The organism is Candidatus Accumulibacter sp. ACC012 (assembly GCF_907163155.1).
GTDB classification, from domain to species: Bacteria; Pseudomonadota; Gammaproteobacteria; order Burkholderiales; family Rhodocyclaceae; genus Accumulibacter; species Accumulibacter delftensis.
On the sequence record NZ_CAJQUC010000021.1, the window covers coordinates 105,028 to 122,678 of the forward strand.

Genomic DNA, 17,651 nt, shown 5'->3' on the forward strand with positions numbered 1-17,651 from the left:
CATGGACACGAACGAAGCTTGCGTGCCAAAGGGCAGAGTCTTCGACTAGCTTGAAATGCGCCACGTATCACGGGTAAGCGAAACCTTTCTGTACGCCGATGGACGATTCACGCTGCTGATTTCTTCCAGGAACTTGTCAGGATCGTTTGACGGTAGGCGTTTGAGCACTTCGGGGTCCACTTCCCACCACTTCGAACAAAGGAGTCTGGCAACTGTTTCCGGAGTGTGGCGGTATTTCACAATACGTGCTGGAACACCGACTACGATTGCGTATGCTGGAACGTCACGAGTCACGACGGAGCGTGCTCCGATGATCGCTCCGGTTCCTATCGAGAGACCTTTCATAATCATGGCCTCTCTGCCGATCCATACATCGTTACCAATAACTGTCTGCGCGGGATCTTCCAATTCCTGGTTGAGAGCGTCATTTTGTAAACAACCTGTACTTACCCAATCTATGGGATGGCTTCTCGCATTTTGCCCAAGAACTACCTCATTGCCGATCGAACAAAAACGTCCGATGGCTGCAACGTTCAATAACTCACTTCCACTCCTTATATAAGAGTAGGCTCCCACCTTTAGATATTCGAACTCGGTTACGGAGGCATTGATGGACACCTGCTCTTCCAGGATCAATATTGCGTGTCGTTTGAATCCAGAAACTCCTTGCGATAGCTTTATATTAAAGCGGTGCAGAGAGCTGTTGAGGATGGTCGCTTGCAGTTTTCTTAGCATGGCTAGTACGGATGTGGGGAGAAGAAGCATTTCTTCCTTGCCAAGAGCCGGCCAGTTCGCTTGGAAATGTGGCGTGACTTTGAGGCTTGGCCGGGAAACCGGTATTGTGCCGCTGCAACTTGCTTACCACGTGGTGGCCGGGGCCCCTTGGGGCCACGGCTTCTCATCGGAATTTATCGACGAAGCGGGCTTGCCACGTACAGCCACTCGGGTTTCGCGTTTGAGCAGTCCGACCTGATCGCTGAGAATATGCGCGGCCTCGTCCAGCAAGATATCTTTCGCATCTTTCCGCGCTTTTTCCGCTGCCAGTTCCTTCTTGAGATCACGTTCGTCGGCCTGCAGGCCGTCGTCCTGCACTGATCCCGTATTCCTGGCCTCGGTTTCCTCGCCGTTAGGCCCGGACTGGGCATCCTCTTCGGTGCCCCGCAGTTTTTTTCGCAAGGCAATTTTTGCCTCCTGGTCTTCACGCTCGCGGCGTCTTTCGGCCTCGTTTAAAGAGACTGAAGTTCTCTTGCGAAGGCGGCTTGCTTCGGCCACGTCCTCTTTCAGAAACTTGAAACCCTGAACAGATTTTATCCGGGCTTCGTGGCGCATTTGCAAGCTGGGCAGGAGCGCTTTCTGATTGCCCTGCGGTGAATAATCAGCTGCCTGGACTTTTGCCCAGGGGAGCGCATTATCGAAGCTTGATTCGCCGGAGTTCTCTTCGTCTGTAAACGAAGGGAAGTTGATGTCGGGTTCTACACCCCTGAGTTGCGTGGTGCCGCCATTGATACGGAAGAACTGGGCAATGGTCAGTTTCAAGTCGCCGAGTGCCGGAGTCTCGTTCTTGACGATTTGATCGAGGTTGATCATGGTTTGCACAGTGCCTTTTCCGAAACTGCGCTCGCCAATCACAAGGCCGCGGCCATAGTCCTGAATTGCCGCGGCAAAGATCTCCGAAGCGGACGCCGAATTCCGGTTTATGAGCACCGCCAATGGTCCGTCCCAGGCGACAATGGCATCGGCAGCCCTGGCCACGGTAAGGCTGCCTTTAGCATCGCGCTGTTGTACCACTGGCCCCGCGCCAATAAACAGGCCAGTCAGCTGGACGGCTTCAGCCAACGACCCGCCGCCGTTATTACGCAAATCCATCAAGACACCGTCGACCTTGTCCGTCTTCAGCTCATCCAGCAGACGATTCACATCGCGGGTGGCGCTTTTGAAATCCGGGTCACCTCTTCCCCGCGCTTCGAAATCCGCATAGAAGGCGGGCAGGGAGATCACCCCGATGCGGCGAGTGGTCTTTCCTTCGGCCACCGAGATGATCGACTTCTTGGCCGCTTGCCGATCCAGTGTTACTTTCTTCCGAGTCAGTGCGACTAGTTTGTGCTGGCCATCAGGACCGGCATCGACGGGCAGTATGTCCAGCACTACGATGGTGTCCGGCTCGCCGCGAATTTTCGCTACGGTGTCGTCCAGGCGCCAGCCGAGGATATCGGCGACGACCCCGTTTTTTCCCTGAGCAACGCCCATGATGCGATCGCCGGGCTTCAGTTGCTCGGAGAGTTGAGCGGGCCCGCCCGGAACAAGTTCTCGAATGATCGTGTAATCGTCTTTCTGGGTCAGTACCGCACCGATGCCAACGAGAGAGAGCCGCATTGAAATGTCGAACTCCTCCGTCGCCCTTGAACCCATGTAGTTGGTATGCGGTTCGATGGACGTGGCGTAGGCATTCATGAACAGCTGGAAGGCGTCTTCACTCTTGGTCAGGGCCACTCGCTGAAGGGAATTCTCATAGCGCTTGTCGAGCGTCTCGATAATGGCCTTGTCGTCTTTTCCGGCCAGTTTGAGTCGCAACCAGTCGCTCTTGACCCGTGTACGCCACAATTCCTTGATTTCCTGCTCGGATTTCGCCCACGCGGCCTTTTCTCGATTGTATTGGTAATGCTCATTCTTGCGGAAATCGAAACTGTCTTTGAGCAAGCTGCGGGCGTAAGTGAAACGCTCGACGACCCGCTGCGTGTAGAGGTTGAAAATGGCAAAGGGAAGGCCGAGGTATTCATTGTAGATGGCGTCATCGAAGCTGGTGCGTGCGGCTTCGAGGTGATCGATGTCGCTTTGAACAAAGAAACGCTTCTCACCGTCGAGCAATTTCAGGTAGCGGTCGAAGATCTTCGCCGACAGTGCGTCGTCCAGGGGGACTGGCTTGTAGTGGTGTCGGGTGAGCAATTCTGCTGCCAGGTGTGCTGCCTTCGGCTGTTCCGACAGGGGCTTCAAGGGCGGGACAGCTTGCGTCGTCAGTTCGGACGTCGCGGCCTGCACCCCCATCGCTGCCACAAATACGAAGCACCACAGTAACTTTTTCATTGATCTCCTGCCTCATCGAGCCGCCGAGTCCGGCAGGGCCTAGGCACTCGAATGGCATGGCGTTTCTTGCTGGACCGGCGAAGCGAAAAATCGTTAACATTCATGGACTTATGACAAGGGCTTGTAAACCCCTCTGGAATCAGGTCTACTCTCGTCTTTTGGACGACCGAAATGAGTGTGACGAATGGAGCCAGCCTGATGCGCTGCTTGAGGGAAGTAGACGATCCGCGCAAACCCAGCAATGGAACGCTGCATGATTTTGTGGAGATTCTGGTGATTGCCATGGCCGCTGTGCTCTCAGATTGTGACACCGTCGAAGACATCGCCTATTGGGCGTCCGAGAAGGAGGATTGGCTGCGTGACTTTCTGCGACTCAAGAACGGCGTGCCCTCCAAGAAGACGTTTCTGAGGATCTTCCAAGCGCTGGACCCGAAGCAATTCGAGGTGGCGTTTCGCCGCTGGGTCGCTGAGGTGGTCGGTGCCCTCAATGGCGGCATCGCGGTCGATGGAAAGACCGTGCGTGGATCGGGCAGCGGCGGTGAGACGGCCATTCACATGGTCAGTGCCTTCGCCACAGCATTGGGCGTCGTTCTTGGCCAGGAAAAGGTCGCCGCCAAGAGTAACGAGATCACGGCCATCCCGGAACTGCTCCAGGCCCTGGATATCAAGGACTTGCTGATCACCATTGACGCCATGGGGTGCCAGAAGAACATCGCCCGTCAGATCACCGACCAAGGCGGTGACTACCTGCTTGCGGTCAAAGGCAACCAACCGGCGCTGCTGGAAGCGATCGAGACTGATTTCATTGACCAATACCAATCGGAAGCCGTCGACCGCCACCGCCAAATCCATAAGTCCCGTGGTCGGGTCGTCGGCCAAATCGCCTCGGTCCTGCCCGCAGAAGGGACCGTTGACCTGGCCGATTGGCCCAAGTGCAAGACGATCGGTCTGGTCGACTCCTTGCGCAAGGTCGGCGATCAAGAGTCGAACTTCGAGCGGCGCTATTACATCAGCTCTCGCGAATTGACCGCCGAACAACTTGCCGTCGCCGTGCGCGGCCATTGGGCCATCGAAAATCGACTTCACTGGGTGCTCGACGTCAGCTTCGGTGAGGATGCCAGCACAGTACGTAAAGACAACGCCCCACAGAATCTTTCCCTCTTGAAGAAGATCGTTCTCAATCTGATTCGGCTGGATACCACCGACCAGAAGAAAACCAGCTTGCGCCTAAAGCGCAAGGCAGCCGCTTGGGATGACGACCTCCGGGCGAAGATCATGGGTCTCGTCAGACTATGCCATTCGAGTGCCTAGGCCCTGCCGAGTCCGGTGACTGGGTGCAAAATCGGTATGTCTGCCTTGACCTTCCGGGAACTCGCCGAACGGTCGCAGCAATTGTTGAGTGCGCGCAATACTAGTGGGTTTGTCGGACAACCGATAGACAGGAACTGTAACCGGATGTGCGTGATTTTATATCCGCCAACGCTATCCTGGTCCTGGCCGGCGTGCGCTCGGGGTCGGGCGAAGGGCGCCCCGCTCGGCGCGCAGCGTCTTCCAGGCGCTGTTGGCCACCCTGGGGGCGGTTGCCAGCCGCATCGGTTCGGAGTTCATGCCGACGCTCAACGAAGGCTCGCTGTCCTGCTTGCCGGCATGTCAGCCGGATTCCGTTTCGCTGCTTTGCCACGCACTGCTGACCACAGGTGCAAGCCGGCATGGCCGAAGTTATCGCGAGCAATGGCGATGCGGTAGCTCGGACACGGTGGTCGCGGTTTAGATCCAGGACGGCCATGTCCCGGCAAGAGTTTGGTACGCCAAGACGGGAGGTTGAGGGAATCGTCGCGGATCTCTTGTCTTGCCACAAAACTCGAGCGAATTTGTCGGATTTTCTTACACTACCGGCGAAGGAATCGGCCGCTTGCCGTCGATTGGTGGCCGCGAAGCGTGAAAAGCGCAATTAATTCAGCTTCGCCGAGCGGTATCCAAAACCTCTGGCACGATTGCTGCTTCGACTAGGCGTGCACGGCGATTCGCCGTAAGGGGCTCGGATCGTTGAGCTCCGACCATTCTTCCACGACACCTGCTACGGGAGTTCCCCATGTTCAAACCAATCTCAATCCTCTCGCTATCCTTGCTGGTGGCGAACGTATCCCATGCCGCTTTGGTCACCGATCCGAACGACGCGCGTTCGTGGCAGGGCGCAACAGTCGGCACCTTCGCTGCCCTCTACTATGGCTCCGACACGCTGGCGAACCGTCAGTTGGTCGTCGACAATCAACTTCTGGACGATAGCTATTTCCAGTCGGCCGGCTTCGCTGCCGCGCAGTTCATCAAGTTCAACGGCGTTGACCTCGTCGCCAACCCTGGTTACAGCAGTTATGGCACGTCGTTGGACCAGCCAAATGCCAGTGACGGCAACGATGGTACCTACAATTACACCGCCGGTGCTCCGGGAGCAGTCGTCGGCGGTAGTAGCGTCGATCAGCACTGGGTACAGACTGATAATGTGATCGGCAATTCGATCTGGGATCTCGGTTTCCAGGCCACCAAGGCTGCCGTTTTCAACACCATCGACCATGGTCCCTTGCCTCAGGAAGCCATCGAATCAACGGTCTACCTGTCCAACGACAAGCTTATCTGGACGCAGGCGGTGACCGAGCGTGTATGGCTTGAGGGCATTTACGCTGACAGCTCGGTGGTCTGGGACGGATTTGCCTACGCCGTGGGCACCGGCAGCAACGCAACTTTCCGCTATGCGTCGGTAATTTGGGGTGGCCCCGGCGCCTTGCTGGCTGACGGTGACAACGAAATCAACGGCATCATGGGTTTGCAGTCGGATTTCCAGCCGCCTCCAACCGACGTTCCCGAGCCAGCCTCTCTCGCCTTGCTGGGGATCGGTTTGGCCGGTCTCGCAGGCATGCGTCGCCGTCGCGGCGCCTGATCAAGCGTGGTGCCGGATGATGATTGCTCCGCCGGTGTCCGGCGGGGTCTTCTCGTTCGGCCAAGCGCCATTGTCGGACCGTGTCCAAGCGGGCTGATGGGAGCAAGCGGGGGGAGACGGTACCCTGTGCCCCCGGAGTTCGACAGGCGACGTCGCAAGTTGTGGAATATGCAGAAGTCGCTTAGGGAAAGGAGTCGCTCGCTGGGTGTGCCCGCTTGTCCGCGCTTATCCCGGTTCCGCCGCGGCCTACTGACGTTTTCCGTGTCAGGAGTGACCGCTATCGTGCCGCTGATGCAAGGCGCTCTCGATCTTCTTGAGCTCGGTGATGCGGCGAAAGTTGATCAGTGAAACCTAGCGCGTATGCTTCGCCCGACAAAATCGCTACCGGTGTGCGAACGCTGCCGCTGAGACTTGCCAGTCTCGTTCCCTTTCAGCCGCAAGTGTAGGCTGGGCGGGAACGAGACTGATGCGCAAGTTTGCGAGAGGCAGGAACAAGCATGAAACGGCAGCTCATGAAACGCAGTGAAATCTGGTACCACCTCTATCCGCTCGGTTTTCTGGGCGCGGAGGAGCGGAATCCTGCTCCTGGTGCGGTTGATGGCCCCACTGCGCACCGACTGAGGGACCTGGTGGGCTGGCTGGACCATCTGGTCGAGCTTGGGGTGACAGCATTGCTGTTAGGCCCGGTGTTCGAATCGGAATCGCACGGCTATGACGTCGTCGATCCCTTTCGCGTCGATCGTCGACTGGGCAGCGAAACGGACCTGCTCCACCTCATCGACGAGTGCCACCAACGTTCTCTGCGCGTGGGACTCGATGTGGTTTTTAACCACGTCGGGCGCGGCCATGCTTTTTTTGCCGACGTAGTGGAACATGGTCGTGAATCTGCCCGCTCGGATTGGTTCCACATCGATTTCGATCGACCGGGTCGCGACGGATTCGGCTACGCCAACTTCGAGGGTCACGGCCAGCTGGTGAAACTCAGGCATGCCAATGCCCAGGTTCTCGACTGGGCCGTGGATGTCGCCACCTATTGGCTGGATCGTGGCGTCGATGCCCTGCGCTTGGACGCGGCTTACGCCATCCCGGCCGGTTTCCTGGCGAGCCTTGAGAAACGCATGCGTGCCGCAAGGCCGGATTTACTACTGATCGGCGAAGTGATCCACGGCGACTACGCAGCAATCGCCAAAGCGTCACGGCTGACCTCCGTAACCCAATACGAACTATGGAAAGCCATCTGGAGTTCTCTCAACGAGCACAACTTGTACGAGTTGGCGCATGCGCTGGAGCGGCACATTGATTTCTGCAGGCATTTTGTGCCGTGGAATTTCGTGGGCAACCACGACACGACGCGTATTGCCAGCAAACTGCGCGACCGGCGCCATCTGCCGCATGCGCTGGCGATCCTGTTTACGATACCGGGCATCCCGGCCGTCTACGCCGGAGATGAGCAGGGCGCTGAAGGTACGAAGTACGATCGCGAGGGTGGCGATGCGGAGATTCGCAGGCCTTTAGCGCATCAGCCCGCCGACCTGGCCGGCGACAGCCTGCGCACTTGGCAAATGCACCGTGAATTGATCGCCCTCCGTCGCGCTCGACCCTGGCTCGTCGATGGCGTGTTAAAAGTTACGCAGCTCGGTAAGCGTTCGATTGCCTTCGAAGTGCGCGCCCAGAAAAACCTGCTGGTGACGGTGTTGAACACGGATGAGCGCTCTGTTTCGTGCACCCTTCCACCCGGCCTGGTTCTGGTCGCCGGGCACGCAGTGAGCAAGTTGCAGGCGAGCGAGCTACCCGCGCAGGGATGGGGAATCTGGTCGTCGGCGTGAGGCCTGTTGCGCTTTCGGCCAATCACCTGCCAAGGGCTGCTTGACGGGCGCCAGAGAGTAGGCCAGCGAAGCGTTTAGCAAAGCGGCTACCCCGGCAGCAAAGCGATGCGGGTCACGGAGATCCTTCGTTGCGGCCTGCGTCAGTGGCCGCGGCGACAGCCTCCGCTGCTGCCGGCTTGTCCTTGAAGATGCGCTTGATCAGCACATAGAACATCGGCACGAAGAAGAGGCCGAGGACGGTGGCCGAGATCGTGCCGCCGAGTACGCCGGTGCCGATCGCGTTCTGGCTGCCGGAGCCGGCGCCGGTGCTTATGGCCAGCGGCAGCACGCCCAGTGCGAAGGCCAGCGAGGTCATCAGGATCGGGCGCAGGCGCATGCGTACCGCGCTCAGCGTGGCGCTGACCAGATCGTGGCCGGCCTCGACCTGGGCCTTGGCGAATTCGACGATCAGAATCGCGTTCTTCGACGACAGGCCGATGGTTGCCAGCAGGCCGACCTGGAAGTACACGTCGTTGGACAGGCCGCGACCGCTCGCTGCCAGCAGCGCACCAAGCACGCCCAGCGGCACTACCAGCATCACCGCAAACGGAACCGACCAGCTCTCGTAAAGCGCCGCCAGGCACAGAAACACGACCAGCAGCGACAACGCATACAGCGCCGGCGCCTGCGCTCCCGAGCGGCGTTCCTCGTAGGAAGTGCCCGACCATTCATAGCCAATGCCCGGTGGCAGCTTGGCGATGAGCTCCTGAACGGCATTCATCGCGTCACCCGAGGAGAGTCCGGGGGCTGCCTGGCCGAGCACTTCGATCGACGGCTGGCCGTTGAAACGCTCGAGAAGCGGTGAGCCAAAGCCCCATTTGGCCGTGGTGAAGGCCGAGAAGGGCACCATTTCGCCTTTGCCGTTGCGCACATACCATTTCTTGAGGTCGTCCGGCGTCATGCGAGCAGCCGCCTCGGCCTGAAGATAGACTTTCTTGATTCGTCCGCGGTCGATGAAGTCGTTGATGTAATTGCCACCCCAGGCCGTGGACAGCGTGTCGTTGATGCTCGCCACGCTCACCCCGAGGGCGCCGGCCTTGGCATGGTCGATCTCGAGCTGGTACTCGGGCATGTCTTCCTGACCATTCGGGCGCACGCCGACCAGTCGCTTGTCCTCTCTCGCCATGCCCAGGAACTGGTTGCGTGCCGCCACCAGGGCATCGTGGCCGAGGCCGCTGCGGTCCTGTAGCTGGACGCTGAAACCGTTGGAGGTGCCTAACTCGATCACCGCCGGCGGGACAAAGGCAAAGACCATCGCTTCGCGGATCTTCGAGAAAGCGGCCATCGCGCGTCCGGCGATCGCCTTGACGCTCATGCCCGGTCCCTGCCGCTCGCTCCAGTTGCGCATATTGATGAAGCCAATGCCCATGTTCTGGCCGCGGCCGCCAAAGCTGAAGCCGGCGACGGTGAAGATCGAAGCTGCGGTGTCCTTTTCGTCGTCGAGGAAGTGGCGCTCGACTTTCTTGAGGACCTCGATGGTGCGCTCCTGGGTGGCGCCTGCAGGCAGCATCACCTGGGTGAACATCACCCCCTGATCCTCTTCCGGCAGGAAGGAGGTCGGCATGCGCATGAACAGGAAGCCGAGCACCACCACGATCAGCGCGTAGATCACCAGGTAGCGCCCGCTGCGCTGAAGAATGCGCCCGACCGCGGATTCGTAGCGCCCGGTGTTGCGTTCGAACATGCCGTTGAACCAGCCGAAGAAGCCGCTGAACCAGCCGCCCTCGCCGTGGCCATGGCCCTTGGCCACCGGTTTCAGCATGGTGACGCACAGCGCCGGGGTGAACACCAGGGCGATGAGCACCGACAAGGCCATCGCGGCGACGATGGTGATCGAGAACTGGCGGTAGATGACGCCGGTCGAGCCACCGAAAAAGGCCATCGGCACGAAGACCGCCGACAGCACCAGGCCGATGCCGACCAGCGCGCCGGTGATCTGGCCCATCGACTTGCGGGTTGCATCACGCGCCGAGAGGCCTTCCTCGCTCATTACCCGCTCGACGTTCTCGACCACCACGATGGCGTCGTCCACCAGCAGGCCGATGGCCAGCACGGTGCCAAACATGGTCAGGGTGTTGATCGAAAAACCGAAGGCCGCCATCACTCCGAAAGTTCCGAGCAGCACCACCGGCACGGCGATGGTCGGGATCAGGGTGGCGCGGAAATTCTGCAGGAACAGGAACATCACCAGGAACACCAGCACGATCGCTTCGAGCAGGGTCTTCACCACTTCCTCGATGGAGATCCTGACGAACGGTGTGGTGTCGTAAGGGATGACCACGTCGACGCCGGCCGGGAAATAGCGCTTCATTTCTGCGAGGGTGGCACGCACCGCAGTGGCCGTTTTCAGGGCATTGGCGCCGGCCGCCAGCTTGACGCCGATACCGGCCGCCGGCTGGCCGTTATAGCGGGCAACGGTGCTGTAGTCCTGGGCGCCGATTTCGATCCGTGCCACATCCCCGAGTCGTACTTCGCCGCCCTGGCTGGAGCTGCGCAGCAGGATGTTTTCGAACTCCCCGACGGTCTGCAGGCGACTCTGGGCGGTAATCGCGGCGGTGAAACCCTGCCCGGGCAGCGCCGGCGTGCCGCCGAGCTGGCCGGCGGAGACCTGCGTGTTCTGTGCCTCGATCGCCGTCCGGATGTCGGCCGGCGTCAGCCGGTAGTTATTCAACTTGGCGGGATCGACCCAGACGCGCATGGCGTACTGCGATCCGAAAATTTGCACCTCGCCGACGCCGCTGACGCGCGACAGCGGATCCTGCACCGAGGAGACAATGAAATCCGCCAGGTCGACATTGTCGAGCGTGCCCTGTTTCGAAACGAAACCGATCACCATCAGGAAGTTGCGCGCCGACTTGGCGACCTGCACGCCCTGCTGCTGTACCGCCTGCGGCAATAGTGGCAGCGCAAGTTGCAGCTTGTTCTGTACCTGCACCTGCGCAATATCCGGATTGGTGGCGGCATCGAAAGTCAGCGTGATGGCGGCGCGACCGAAGGAGTCGCTCGACGAGTTGATGTAGAGCAGGCCGTCGAGACCGGTCAGTTTCTGCTCGATGATCTGGGTGACGGATTCCTCAACCGCCTTCGCCGAGGCGCCCGGATAGCTGGTGTTGATCACCACGGCCGGTGGGGCGATCGACGGATACTGCGAAACCGGCAACTGCAGAATGGAAAGTGCGCCCGCCAGCATGATGACGATGGCGATGACCCAGGCGAAGATCGGCCGGTCGATAAAGAAATTGACCACGCTTCAGGCCCTCACTTCGCGGCCGCAGCGGACGCCGCCGCAGACGCCGTTGCTCCGGCACCGCCACCGCCACCGGCGCCGGCTTCCAGCACCGTCACTGCTGCGCCCGGACGGATTTTCTGCAGCCCGTCGACAATGATCCGGTCACCCGCGGCCAGTCCTGCGCTTACCAGCCACTTGTCGCCGATCGAACGGGGTGTGGTCACCTGGCGCGCCTCGACCTTGTCCTCTGCACCGACCACCATCACCACGGCATTGCCGCGCCGATCGTGAGTCACCGCGGCATGCGGCACCAGGATGGCTTTTTCGATCTCGCCCTGTGCGATACGGGCGCGGACGTACATGCCGGGCAGCAGCTCACCCTGCGGATTCGGAAAGACCGCACGCAGGGTCACGCTGCCGGTATCCGTGTCGACCGAAATGCCCGAGAAGGCAAGCCGGCCGCTGGCCGCGTATTCGCTACCGTCCTCGAGCAGCAGGCGTACCGGAACCACCTGTTCTGCAAGCTGCTGCAGTGTGCCATCGGCGAGATCGCGCTTGAGGCGCAGGAGTTCGACGCTCGACTGGGTGAGGTCGACATAGATCGGGTCGAGTTGCTGGATGGTGGTCAGCGGGTCAGCCTGATTGGCGGTCACCAGCGCGCCGGCAGTGACGCTCGAGCGTCCGCTGCGGCCGGCGATGGGGGAGGGCACGCGGGTATAGGCGAGGTCGATGCGCGCTTTTACCAGCGCAGCCTGCGCCGAAGTGACGTCCGCCTCGGCCTGCTTGAGGGCCGCCACGGTGTCGTCGTCGGCCTGCTTGCTGATCATCCCTTTCTTCCCCAGGTCCGCGTAGCGCTGGGCTTTCAGCCGGACAGCATAAAGGTTTGCTTCGGCGCGGCTGAGACCTGCCTTGGCGCTTTCCAGGGTGGCGCGATAGCTTGCCGGGTCGATCTGGTAGAGCGTTTGTCCTTCCGTGACCTCGCTACCCTCGGTGAACATCCGTCGCTGCACGATGCCGCCGACCTGCGGCCGTACCTCGGCGACCATGTACGCCGCCGTGCGTCCGGGGAGTTCGGTGGTCAGCCTGACCGCCTCGGTGCTGGCCACGATCACGCCGACCGGAGTCGCTGCGGGAGCGCCACCGGCTGCCTGCTGCGGGCCACCGTCGCTGCATGCGGCCAGCGCCAGGGCGCTGGCGAGCGCGAATACCAGGCTTGGGGATGGCAGCCGTGATGGGAGATTCATGTTGTGCCTCGGTGGAGTCAGTGTAGTTGGTAGGGTTGGTGGAGTCGGTAGCGTCGGAGACTCCTGGGCAGGAGCGCTTGGATAGGTGGCGAAGGATAAACTAGAATGAACGTTCAATCTAGTGTATCTTTCCTGGCCCATTGCAAACTGTTTGCGAACTTTTCTCAGCCACTCCGTGGACCGTCGATGACCGAAGAAATGCACCCTGCCGCGGAATGCTCGCGCGCGGAAGCGCGGCGCACCCAAATCCTCGACGCCGCCGAGAACTGCGTTCGCGAATACGGCTTCCATCGAGCCAGCATTTCGAAGATCTCAACAGCTTCCGGCATGGGTGCAGGCCACATCTACCACTATTTTGCGAACAAGGAGGCGATCGTTGCCGCCATTGTCGCGCGTGAACTCGAGCGCTTGCTGACGCTCACCGCCGAGGTGCAGGCGGCAGAGAACATGCTCGAGGCGCTGGCCCTGCGTACCGCAACGGGTGTGCTCGGAAACCTGGATCCCCATGCTGCGGGACTCAAGCTGGAAATCGTTGCCGAGGCGTCGCGCAACCCGACGATCGCCGAAATCGTGCGTGCGGCGGACAGTCGGCGTAGCGCCGGTCTCGAAGAAACCCTCAGGGCCTTGCGGCAGGCGCACGGCCTCGCCGACGACCCAGCAACGATTTCAACAATTGCCGAGGTGATCGCGGCGATGTTTGAAGGTCTGATGGTGCGCGCCATACGCAATCCGGCCGCCGACCGTCAATTGATCGCCCGAAAATTCCAGCAGGTGGTCCGCGATCTGGTGCTTTCGTGAGCCGGCAGCGTGCCCGGCGGGCGTAAGCGGCGGCGGGGTACGCGGGGGGAAAGAGTGGTCTGTCGCCCTCAGCGTCTGCTCAATTCCTCATTCAAGCGGGTCGCGCCAAACAGGATGATCTTGAGTTGCTGCACGAAGTTTTCCGACATTTCGGCTTCGAGCAGGGCCTGCCCGGGCGGCAGGTCGAGAATGTCGGTTGCCGCCGCGAGCATGGTCATCACGATGATCCCGCAAACCATCTGCAAACTTGCCGTTGGCAGTTGCGTGTAAAGGCCGCGCATCCGGAAATCCTGCGCCATTTCATTGGTGAAATGGGAGACATCATTGCGAATCGCCAGGCGCAGGATGCGGCTGCCCCCTGAGCGCTCGCTCGAGATGAACATGAACTGCAAGCGGTTCAGCTTGACGTACTCCAGATAGACGCTGACTGAACGCCGCAGCATGTCGCGCGGCGCCACCGCCATCTTGCGTGCCTCGCGCAACAGCCGCCGCAGCGTAATCCCAACGTCCTCAACCAGCACCAGACCCAACTCATCGGTATTGCGGAAATGGCGATAGAAGGCGTTCGGGACGACGCCGGCTTCGCGGGCGATTTCACGCAATCCAAGACTGGTGAAACTGCGCCCCTCGCCCATCAAGGTCAGCGCGGCCTGCAGCAGATTCGCGCGCGTCAAGTCCTTGCGCGCGCTGCGTGTCAGGTACTGGGGATTCGTCGATGCCGTTCTATCGGCGGGCATGGCAACACTCCTGTTTCAGTGGCTATAAAAACACGTGTATCGAACGACGTGCATGAAATTGACCTATTATCGCTTAACAATCATGTTCCTACCTATAGACGGCAAGAGCAAGCTTGCTATCAGAAAGTTTTCAGAGGACACTCGTGCACTAAGCGTCGCAGCCCGGCAAAAGTGGCCGCTGATCGCTGCTCACACAGCGAACGCGGCACCGAGTCACTTTGCCCTCTTCTCGAAGGACAGCAGCATGCCGACCTATAAAGCTCCCCTGCGCGACATGCGCTTCCTGATCAACGAGGTGCTCGACTATCCCGCGCACTACGCGGGCCTGGCCAACGGCAGCGAGGCGACACCCGAGCTCGTGGACGCCGTACTTGAAGGCGCCGCTACCTTGTGCGAAGAGGTCCTCGCGCCGATCAATCTTTCCGGCGATCGGGAGGGCTGTCACTTCAACGCCGGCGAAGTCACTACTCCGGCTGGTTTCAAAGAGGCTTACCGCCAGTTCGTCGACGGCGGTTGGCAGGGACTTTCATTCCCGACGGAATATGGTGGCCAGGGGCTGCCAACATCGCTCAGCCTGTTCAAGACCGAGATGATGGGCGCCGCCAACTGGTCGTTCAACATGTATCCGGGACTAAGCCTGGGCTGCATCAATACCCTTTTGCGCTACGCTACCGAGGCACAAAAATCGCTCTATCTACCATCGCTCGTCAGCGGCGAGTGGACCGGCACCATGTGCCTGACCGAGCCGCAGTGCGGCACCGATCTGGCGCAGGTCAAGACCAGGGCCGCGCCGCAGCCCGACGGCAGCTACAAGCTCACCGGCACCAAGATGTTCATCTCGGCGGGCGAGCACGATCTGGCCGGGAATATTGTGCACATCGTCCTCGCCCGCCTGCCCGACGCCCCGGCCGGCACACGCGGCATTTCGCTATTCGTCGTGCCGAAGTTTCTTGTCGCCATTGACGGCTCTGCCGGCCAGCGCAACACCGTCAGTTGCGGCTCCATCGAACACAAGATGGGAATTCGCGGTTCGGCAACCGCCGTACTGAATTTTGACGAGGCAACCGGGCACCTGATTTTCGAACCCAACAAGGGCCTGGAAGCCATGTTCACCTACATGAACACCGCCCGAATCGGAATCGCGATCCAGGGTGTCGCCCACGCCGAAGCCTCTTTTCAGGGCGCGCTGGCCTATGCCAAAGACAGACGATCAATGCGCGCCCTCTCGGGAAAGAAGGAACCCGAGGCCAACGCCGACTCTCTGATCTGGCACGCCGATGTGCGACGCATGCTGCTGACCCAAAAGGCCATCGCCGAAGGGGGGCGGGCGATGATCTATGCGGCCGCCCAGACAGCCGACCTGATGTTCAACGCCACGCTCGAAAACGACCAGACCAACTACGACCGCTACGACAACGAACTCGGCTTCTACACCCCCATCCTCAAGGGCTTTCTTACCGAAATGGGCCTCGAAGCCGCCAATATCGGCATGCAAGTGTTCGGCGGGCACGGCTATATTCACGAGCACGGCATGGAGCAGATCGCCCGTGATGCGCGCATCTCCACCCTTTACGAAGGCACCACCGGCATCCAGGCGCTCGACCTGCTTGGCCGCAAGGTATTGATCGGCACCAAGGGAAAGTGCGTGCGCGAATTCACGCGCCTCATGCTGCGCCTGGCAAGAGCCAACTTGTTTGCGCGCGGCCCCACCGGCACCATGGCGCGCTCAATCATGAAGCGCGCCGTCGAGTGGAATCTCCTCACGCTGCGCATCATGCTACGCGCCGGCAAGGATCGAGATCTCGTGGGGTCGGCGAGCGTGGACTACTTGATGTATTCAGGCTACGTCATGATGGGCTACTTCCTCGCCTTGCAGGCGGAGAAAGCGCAAACGCTATTGCTCAACGGCAAAGGAAGCGAATCCGCCGATTTCTATCGCGCCAAGATTCAGACGGCCACCTTCTACTTTGACCGCATCCTGCCGCGGGCCGACGCCCACCGCAGCAGCGCACTGGCGCCAACGCACTCGCTGATGCAGATGGACAACGCAAGTTTCGCGTTCCTGTGATTCGGCTTGAACAATGCGGCAAGGCAAGCCATCTGCATCACGCCACACCCTGACCCGACAAAACAAAGGAGAAATTGTGCCCACCACAACAAGCTCATCGACAAAAGCAGCCGACACTCCTGTCGCCAAGACAGCCAAGGAGAGCATTCCGATCGCCGCCAAAAAGCCGCGCACGGTCAAAGCCAAGGCCAGCACTTCCACCCAGCCATCCCTGCGCTTCTATTATTCAGAGGCTCTTCGTGAGAAAACGGACACCGTCCTCTCGGCACTCGATACACGGCCAAGTGAGCCCGGCCACGGAGAGGCCATTGCCGACCTGGTCACCGAGTTGATCGATGCGGGCATGGATTACTATTTCCTGAAACCGCTCAAACAGGCTGAAGTCGGCTTTGTCGGCGAGCAGTCGGCCCGACTCGGCATATCCGGGGCGGTCAAGCTGCTCAGCTCGGTTAGTCGCAAGTTCCTCACGCGCATGGATCACGCACAACTGCTGGTCGTTGCCAAGCACCTACGCACTCTTGCCGCTCCATAACAGCCGGTCGTGGCGCTTGCGGCCATCACGGCAGCCGCAGACGAGACTTGAGCAGCGACCGTTCGGGGACGAGCGCGGCGGCAGCCAGTGGCCTGGCCGCCGCCGAAGCTTGTCCGGCCGATGCCGGCAGGCGCCAGAATATCGAGCATCGTGTTGGCGGCGTAAGAGCGTGCAAATCTGGTGGCTATGAGCGCAAGCGCAGTCCGAGCGACGACAATCAACGACCGGTACTTGCTTTCAAGCAGGCATTCTGAAAGAGGCGCACCTCGCCTGGTCATCGGCCGTTTCGGACATTGGCGTCACTCTGGGCGGACCTCCGGCAGGGTTCCTTTACCGGGCGCAGGACGGGAAATTGCACCGAACGGCTGCTTCGACCGTTTCGCTACGCCCGGTTCCGACCCAAAGGGGCCATCCGGACTTCTCTGAAGCTGTCACTCAGGCAGACTGGGCTTCCGCGGGTTTCGTTGCTACAAAGCTGCCGTTCGTGATCTCACACACCCGGCCAGAACCGGCCGAAGCAGGCCCCAAAAACCGAGCTTCGCGAACGGCTGCTCGCCCATCAGACACCGGCCGCTCTGCACTGTTGGGCGTCGGGCTATTGATCGGCCTTCGCGGTCACGGGCGGATACACAAGATCCCGTATTTGCTCTGATCACAGGTCCAGATCGCTGAGGCCCGGATGCTCGTCAGGGCGTCGTCCCAGAGGCCATAAAAACTTGCGGTCGGTGGCCTTGATCGGGAGGTCGTTGATGCTGGCATAGCGGCGCTTCATGAACCCCTGTTCATTGAACTCCCAGTTCTCGTTGCCGTAGGAGCGAAACCACTGCCCGGAGTCGTCGTGCCATTCATAAGCAAAACGCACAGCAATGCGGTTGCCAGCGCAGGCCCACAACTCCTTGATCAACCGGTAGTCCAGTTCCTTCGCCCACTTGCCGGTGAGGAACTGGTGCACTTCGTCGCGCCCGACGGGAAACTCGGCGCGATTTCGCCAGCGAGTATTCGGCGTATAGACCAGCACCACGCGATCGGGATCGCGCGAATTCCAGGCGTCTTCGGCCATACGAACCTTCTGTCTTGCAGAATCTTCGGTAAAGGGTGGGACGGGGGGTCTGGTTTCCATGGATCACCTCATTGTGAGCGGGTCAAAAAAAACAATTCGCGC

Annotated in this window: 13 protein-coding genes; 7 read left to right on the forward strand and 6 right to left on the reverse strand. The window is 60.3% G+C overall.

Going from position 1 to position 17,651, the window contains the following annotated elements:
* Nucleotides 1-45: 45 nt before the first annotated feature.
* Both QZ648_RS20375 and QZ648_RS20380 read right to left on the reverse strand, forming a co-directional pair.
* Entirely contained in the window at nucleotides 46-735 is a 690-nt protein-coding gene (locus tag QZ648_RS20375; RefSeq protein WP_211203775.1) for a CatB-related O-acetyltransferase, read from the reverse strand.
* Between the two features lie 123 nt (nucleotides 736-858).
* Nucleotides 859-3,081: a carboxy terminal-processing peptidase gene (locus QZ648_RS20380; RefSeq protein WP_291998134.1), complete on the reverse strand. Its 2,223-nt coding sequence runs from the start codon at nucleotides 3,079-3,081 to the stop codon at nucleotides 859-861.
* Between the two features lie 198 nt (nucleotides 3,082-3,279).
* Between QZ648_RS20380 and QZ648_RS20385 the strand changes: the two genes are divergently transcribed.
* The 3 genes from QZ648_RS20385 (at nucleotide 3,280) to QZ648_RS20395 (ending at nucleotide 7,842) form a co-directional block, all read left to right on the forward strand.
* The gene (locus tag QZ648_RS20385) at nucleotides 3,280-4,392 is read left to right on the forward strand and encodes an ISAs1 family transposase (protein WP_291997237.1); all 1,113 of its coding nucleotides are present in this window, start codon (nucleotides 3,280-3,282) and stop codon (nucleotides 4,390-4,392) included.
* Nucleotides 4,393-5,173: 781 nt separating this feature from the next.
* A complete protein-coding gene (locus tag QZ648_RS20390) occupies nucleotides 5,174-6,016 on the forward strand; it encodes a PEP-CTERM sorting domain-containing protein (RefSeq protein WP_291998135.1) in 843 nt (280 codons plus the stop codon).
* A 497-nt stretch (nucleotides 6,017-6,513) separates the two neighbouring features.
* Nucleotides 6,514-7,842: an alpha-amylase family glycosyl hydrolase gene (locus tag QZ648_RS20395; protein ID WP_291998136.1), complete on the forward strand. Its 1,329-nt coding sequence runs from the start codon at nucleotides 6,514-6,516 to the stop codon at nucleotides 7,840-7,842.
* A 112-nt stretch (nucleotides 7,843-7,954) separates the two neighbouring features.
* Here QZ648_RS20395 and QZ648_RS20400 read toward each other — a convergent pair whose 3' ends face one another.
* On the reverse strand, nucleotides 7,955-11,128 hold the full coding sequence (locus QZ648_RS20400) for an efflux RND transporter permease subunit (protein WP_169067374.1): 3,174 nt from the start codon (nucleotides 11,126-11,128) through the stop codon (nucleotides 7,955-7,957).
* Between the two features lie 11 nt (nucleotides 11,129-11,139).
* Nucleotides 11,140-12,354 (reverse strand): efflux RND transporter periplasmic adaptor subunit, encoded by a 1,215-nt coding sequence (locus QZ648_RS20405; protein ID WP_291998137.1) that lies wholly within the window; start codon nucleotides 12,352-12,354, stop codon nucleotides 11,140-11,142.
* A 186-nt stretch (nucleotides 12,355-12,540) separates the two neighbouring features.
* On the opposite strand from QZ648_RS20405, the gene QZ648_RS20410 reads away from it, so the two are divergent.
* Complete coding sequence (locus QZ648_RS20410) at nucleotides 12,541-13,152, forward strand: TetR/AcrR family transcriptional regulator (RefSeq protein ID WP_291998138.1); 612 nt, start codon at nucleotides 12,541-12,543, stop codon at nucleotides 13,150-13,152.
* A gap of 68 nt (nucleotides 13,153-13,220) precedes the next feature.
* Here QZ648_RS20410 and fabR read toward each other — a convergent pair whose 3' ends face one another.
* Nucleotides 13,221-13,889: an HTH-type transcriptional repressor FabR gene (fabR, locus tag QZ648_RS20415; protein ID WP_291998139.1), complete on the reverse strand. Its 669-nt coding sequence runs from the start codon at nucleotides 13,887-13,889 to the stop codon at nucleotides 13,221-13,223.
* Nucleotides 13,890-14,133: 244 nt separating this feature from the next.
* Here fabR and QZ648_RS20420 point away from each other — a divergent pair, with 244 nt between their 5' ends.
* From QZ648_RS20420 to QZ648_RS20430, 3 genes are all read left to right on the forward strand, one after another.
* Nucleotides 14,134-15,957: an acyl-CoA dehydrogenase C-terminal domain-containing protein gene (locus QZ648_RS20420; RefSeq protein WP_169067379.1), complete on the forward strand. Its 1,824-nt coding sequence runs from the start codon at nucleotides 14,134-14,136 to the stop codon at nucleotides 15,955-15,957.
* Nucleotides 15,958-16,033: 76 nt separating this feature from the next.
* Nucleotides 16,034-16,489: a hypothetical protein gene (locus QZ648_RS20425; RefSeq protein ID WP_169067380.1), complete on the forward strand. Its 456-nt coding sequence runs from the start codon at nucleotides 16,034-16,036 to the stop codon at nucleotides 16,487-16,489.
* Nucleotides 16,490-16,536: 47 nt separating this feature from the next.
* Complete coding sequence (locus tag QZ648_RS20430) at nucleotides 16,537-16,743, forward strand: hypothetical protein (RefSeq protein ID WP_169067381.1); 207 nt, start codon at nucleotides 16,537-16,539, stop codon at nucleotides 16,741-16,743.
* A 398-nt stretch (nucleotides 16,744-17,141) separates the two neighbouring features.
* On the opposite strand, the gene QZ648_RS20435 is transcribed toward QZ648_RS20430, so the two are convergent.
* Nucleotides 17,142-17,609, reverse strand: coding sequence for a nuclear transport factor 2 family protein (locus QZ648_RS20435; protein ID WP_291998140.1), 468 nt, complete (start codon nucleotides 17,607-17,609; stop codon nucleotides 17,142-17,144).
* Between the last annotated feature and the right edge of the window lie 42 nt (nucleotides 17,610-17,651).